The organism is Mesorhizobium sp. M2C.T.Ca.TU.002.02.1.1 (genome assembly GCF_003997225.1).
Genome location: NZ_RZTO01000555.1, coordinates 1 through 4,252, shown reverse-complemented (window position 1 = coordinate 4,252; position 4,252 = coordinate 1). Strand labels below are relative to the sequence as shown.

At 64.8% G+C, this 4,252-nt stretch carries 4 protein-coding genes and 1 pseudogene; 4 read left to right on the top strand and 1 reads right to left on the bottom strand.

Features of this window, described 5'->3' with window-relative positions; genetic code table 11:
- From EOD07_RS24750 to EOD07_RS24735, 4 genes and pseudogenes are all read left to right on the top strand, one after another.
- Nucleotides 1–380 (top strand): annotated as a pseudogene (locus tag EOD07_RS24750) (amidase family protein); the annotation flags it as partial.
- Between the two features lie 2 nt (nt 381–382).
- Nucleotides 383–1,282, top strand: coding sequence for a LysR family transcriptional regulator (locus EOD07_RS24745; protein WP_127237298.1), 900 nt, complete (start codon nt 383–385; stop codon nt 1,280–1,282).
- A 233-nt stretch (nt 1,283–1,515) separates the two neighbouring features.
- A complete protein-coding gene (locus tag EOD07_RS24740) occupies nt 1,516–2,184 on the top strand; it encodes a DUF1007 family protein (protein WP_127237297.1) in 669 nt (222 codons plus the stop codon).
- Between the two features lie 157 nt (nt 2,185–2,341).
- Nucleotides 2,342–3,472, top strand: a complete 1,131-nt coding sequence (locus tag EOD07_RS24735) for a nickel/cobalt transporter (protein WP_164772492.1) — start codon at nt 2,342–2,344, stop codon at nt 3,470–3,472.
- 6 nt (nt 3,473–3,478) lie between these two features.
- On the opposite strand, the gene denD is transcribed toward EOD07_RS24735, so the two are convergent.
- The coding region (gene denD / locus EOD07_RS24730; protein ID WP_164772491.1) for a D-erythronate dehydrogenase at nt 3,479–4,252 on the bottom strand (774 nt) is incomplete at its 5' end.

The following is a 4,252-nucleotide window of genomic DNA, read 5'->3' as shown; positions in this document are numbered from 1 at the left end:
GCCTCAGCCCGGGCGTCGAGGAGCGTTTCGGCTTCGGCCGCACAATAGATGCCAAAACTGCCGCCACCGAAGCGGCGCGGCGGCTGGCTTTCCGGGCCGAGCTTGGCGCCCTGCTCGGCAACAACGGCTTTCTGGTCCTGCCTACCGTTCCCGGCGCGGCGCCGCTCGCCGCCAGCACGCCCGAACAGTTACAGGCCTATCGCGAAAGGGCGCTGCATCTTTTGTGCCTTTCGGGGCTTTCGGGCTTTCCGCAGATCACCTTGCCGATCGGCGCGATAGACGGCGCGCCCTTCGGCCTTTCGCTGCTCGGGCCTTCCGGCAGCGACGTTGCCCTGATACGGCTCGGCCGCAGGATTCTCGACGCGGCACGAAAGGTCTGACCATGGATACATTGACCCGCATGCGCGCCTTCATCGACGTGGTCGAGGCGGAAGGCTTTTCGGCCGCGGCGCGCAAGATCGGCCGCTCCAAGGCGCTGTTGTCGAAATATGTGCGCGAGCTGGAGGACGAGCTCGGCGCGCTGCTCTTGAACCGCACCACGCGGCAATTCTCGCTGACCGAGGCCGGCCACACCTATTATCAGCGCGCGTCCGAGATCGTGCGCGAGGTCGACAGCCTCGCCGAGGCGGTGCGCCAGTCTTCCGGCGACGTCCGCGGCAGGATCAAGCTGTCGGCCGCCCGCACCTTCGCCGACGCGCCGATCGGCCAGTCGCTGGTCGACTTCGCCAGGCAGCATCCCGACATCGTGCTCGACATCCATCTCGACGACCGCTTCGTCGATCTGGTCGAGGAAGGCTTCGACCTTGCCGTGCGCATCTCGCGGCTGGAGAACTCCTCGCTGATCGCCCGGCGGCTGGCGCCGTTCTCGGTCAGGCTTTGCGCTTCGCCGGAGCTGATCGCCAAGCATGGCGCGCCGGCGCGGCCGCAGGATCTCGCCAACATGCCCTGCATCGTCGACACCAACGGCCGCTCGCTGGCCAACTGGCGCTTCAAGGGCGAAGGCGAGGAATCCATCAGCGTCGCCGTGTCGGGCCCGATCGAGGTCAACAGCCCGATCGTGGCGAGAGCCGCCGCGCTCTCCGGCCTGGGCTTTGCGATGCTGCCGGATTTCATCGCCGCCCCCGACGTCGCGTCCGGCAAGCTGGTCACCACGCTCGACGACCGCATCCTGGCCGGCACCGGCATCTTCGCCGTCTACCCGCACCGCCGCTATCTGCCGGCCAAGGTAAGGGTCTTCGTCGACTTCCTGGTGCACTGGTTCAGGACGCGCGACACCGCCTGATGTCTGTCGCCTCGGCGCCCGCAGCGGCGCGCATCAAAGTGAAGCTGAGGCATGTCGCCCAAAAGTGCGCAGCGGTTTTGGGAGAACGACATGCATTGAAATCACGCGCGTCCCAATTTCGCCCGCTTTATGTCAACCCTCGGGCTCGCTCCCTAGAGCAATTCCAGGAAAAGTGCGTAGCGGTTTTCCGTCCGGAATTGCGTAAAACAAAGTCAATGGAATCGCGGCACGGAATGCATCTGAAACGGCAAGCAACCATGCTGGCTTCGGCCCTTGCGGCCACATTGGCCTCGGTCGAGCAGGCTGAAGTCCATCCGCATGTCTTCGCCGAAGCCCGGCTCGACGTCATCCTCAGCCAGGATCACCAAAGTGTGACGGCGCTTCGCCACCTTTGGCGCTTCGACGACCTGTTTTCGAGTACAGTGATGATGGAGTTCGACAAGAACTCCGATCTGAAACTTGACGACAAAGAGCTCAAGGAAGTGGCCGACACCGTCCATTCCTCGCTGGCTGAGTTCAACTACTTTCAGCTCGTCACCCAGGATGGCAAGGACGTGCCCATGGTGCCGCCGCCGCATCTGATGGCGAATTTCGACAACGACCAGCTGATCATCCTGTTCGAGTCGCAGCCGAAGACGCCGATCAAGCTCGCCGGCAAGATCGACATCGGCGTCTACGATCCGACCTTCTACACCGCGATCGACTTCACCGACGACGCCAACATGACCGTCGAAGGCCTGCCCTCGACATGCACCAAGAAGGTCGTCCGGCCGGATCCGGACGAGGCGATCAAGGAAAACCAGAAGACCCTGACGGACGCGTTCTTCAACGATCCGACAGGCACCGACATGAGCAAGATCTTCGCCACCAAGCTCGAGTTGAACTGCCCGCCGGAAGGATGATTTGGTGATGAGACCGTCTCTGCGCGCAAGCAGGTTCCGCAAAAGTGTCGCACGGTTTTGCGATTGGAACCTGCGACAAGCAAGGGAATCCAGGCGGATATTCGTGGGACATCCCACGAATATCCGCCTGGCTCTCGGCCTCCTGGCAGCCGCCTTGATGGCGACCCATCTGTCGGGCGTGGCCCATGCCCAGAGCTCGCTCGGCATCGGCACCAATGACGGCATGGCGCCGACCACTACGGGTCCGTTCGCCCATATCCTGATGTGGATCAACCTCAGGCAGCAGGAATTCTACCATTCGCTGGCCGCCGCCATGAAGGCGATGCGCCAGGACGGCAGCAAGCTGTGGCTGCTGATCGGCCTGTCCTTCGCCTACGGCATCTTCCACGCCGCCGGCCCCGGCCACGGCAAGGCGGTGATCTCGTCCTACATGGTCGCCAACGAAGTGGCGCTGCGGCGCGGCATCCTGCTTTCCTTCGTCTCGGCGCTGCTGCAGGGCCTGACGGCGGTGGTCGTCATGATGCTTGCCTATTTCGTGCTGCGCGGCACCGCGATCTCGATGACCGACGCGGCCTGGTTCCTGGAAATCTCCAGCTTCGTGCTGGTGACGCTGTTCGGTGCCTGGCTTTTGTGGCGCAAGCTTGGTCCGTCGATCCTGCGCCTGTTCGGCAGGACGCCCGCTTACAGCCTGTCGGCTGCCCATGCGGGCCATTCGCATGCGGGGCACGCGCATACCCCTTCGCATGCAGGCCATTCCCACGCACATGCTCACGCCGCGCACTCCCTGCACGTGCACGACGATCATGATCATCATGACCATTCGCATGCGCACGCTCATGATCATGGCGCGCATGAGCATCACGCCGCGCACGGCCACGCCCATCACGACCATGGCCCGGGCGAAGTCTGCGAGACCTGCGGCCATTCGCACGCGCCGGACCCGGCGATGCTGTCGGGCGACCGCTTCGACTGGAAGACAGCCTGGTCGGCGGTGGCCGCCGTCGGCATCCGCCCCTGCTCCGGCGCGCTGATCGTGCTGAGCTTCGCGTTGCTCAACGGACTGTGGCTAGGCGGGTTGCTGTCGGTGCTGGCGATGTCGATCGGCACCGCGATCACCGTCTCGGCGCTGGCGACGATCGCCGTGACGGCCAAGAACTGGGCGGTCTACTTCGCCGGCGACGGACGCATCGGCAACCGCATCCATTCGATCGTCGAGATCGGCGGCGCCGCCTTCATCTTCCTGGTCGGACTGCTGCTTCTGTCGGCCAGCCTGTCGGGCGGCGTCTGAACTCTATCAGACTATCTTTCCGTCCAGCTCGTCCTCGATATGCGCGCGGATGATCTCGTCAAAGCTCTGCTCGGCCGCAAAGCCTAGTTCCCTCGCCCGCCTCGCCTCGAAGCGCGTCGGCCAGCCTTTGACGATCGCCCATATGGTCTCGTCGGGCTGCTCGCGGATCCGCCTCGCCACCTCGGCGCCGGCAATACGCTCCAGCGCCTCGATCTGCTCGCCGACGGTCACGGCGACGCCTGGCATCGTGAGGTTGCGGCGCGGACCGACCTTGTCGCCGTCGATTTCGGCCGCATGGATGAGGAAATTCACCGCCGAGCGCGGGCTGGCATGGGTGTGCAGCACCGAGCGCGGCACCGGCAGGATCGCCTCCTGCCCGGCGAGCGGCTCGCGGATGATGCCGGAGAAGAAGCCCGACGCCGCCTTGTTCGGCTTGCCGGGGCGCACGCAGATCGTCGGCAGGCGAATGCCGATGCCGTCGAAGAAGCCGCGCCGCGTGTAATCGGCGAGCAGCGCTTCGCTCATCTGCTTCTGCGTGCCGTATGAGGTGAGCGGCGTCGGATGGAACTCGTCCGGAATGACGTCCGGGAACGGCGCGCCGAACACGGCAATCGACGAGGTGAAGACGAGGCGCGGCGCGAACGCCGCCAGCCGCACGGCGTCGAACAACGCGCGCGTGCCGTCGAGATTGACGCGGTAGCCCAGATCGAAATTGGCTTCCGCCTCGCCCGACACGATGCCCGCAAGGTGGAAGATCACGTCCGGACGCGGAGCCACGAG

Excerpts from the sequence above, each read along its gene's own strand:
- EOD07_RS24745 (WP_127237298.1), top strand. The coding sequence starts at position 383 with ATGGATACATTGACCCGCATGCGCGCCTTCATCGACGTGGTCGAGGCG.
- EOD07_RS24740 (WP_127237297.1), top strand. The coding sequence starts at position 1,516 with ATGCATCTGAAACGGCAAGCAACCATGCTGGCTTCGGCCCTTGCGGCC.
- EOD07_RS24735 (WP_164772492.1), top strand. The coding sequence starts at position 2,342 with ATGGCGACCCATCTGTCGGGCGTGGCCCATGCCCAGAGCTCGCTCGGC.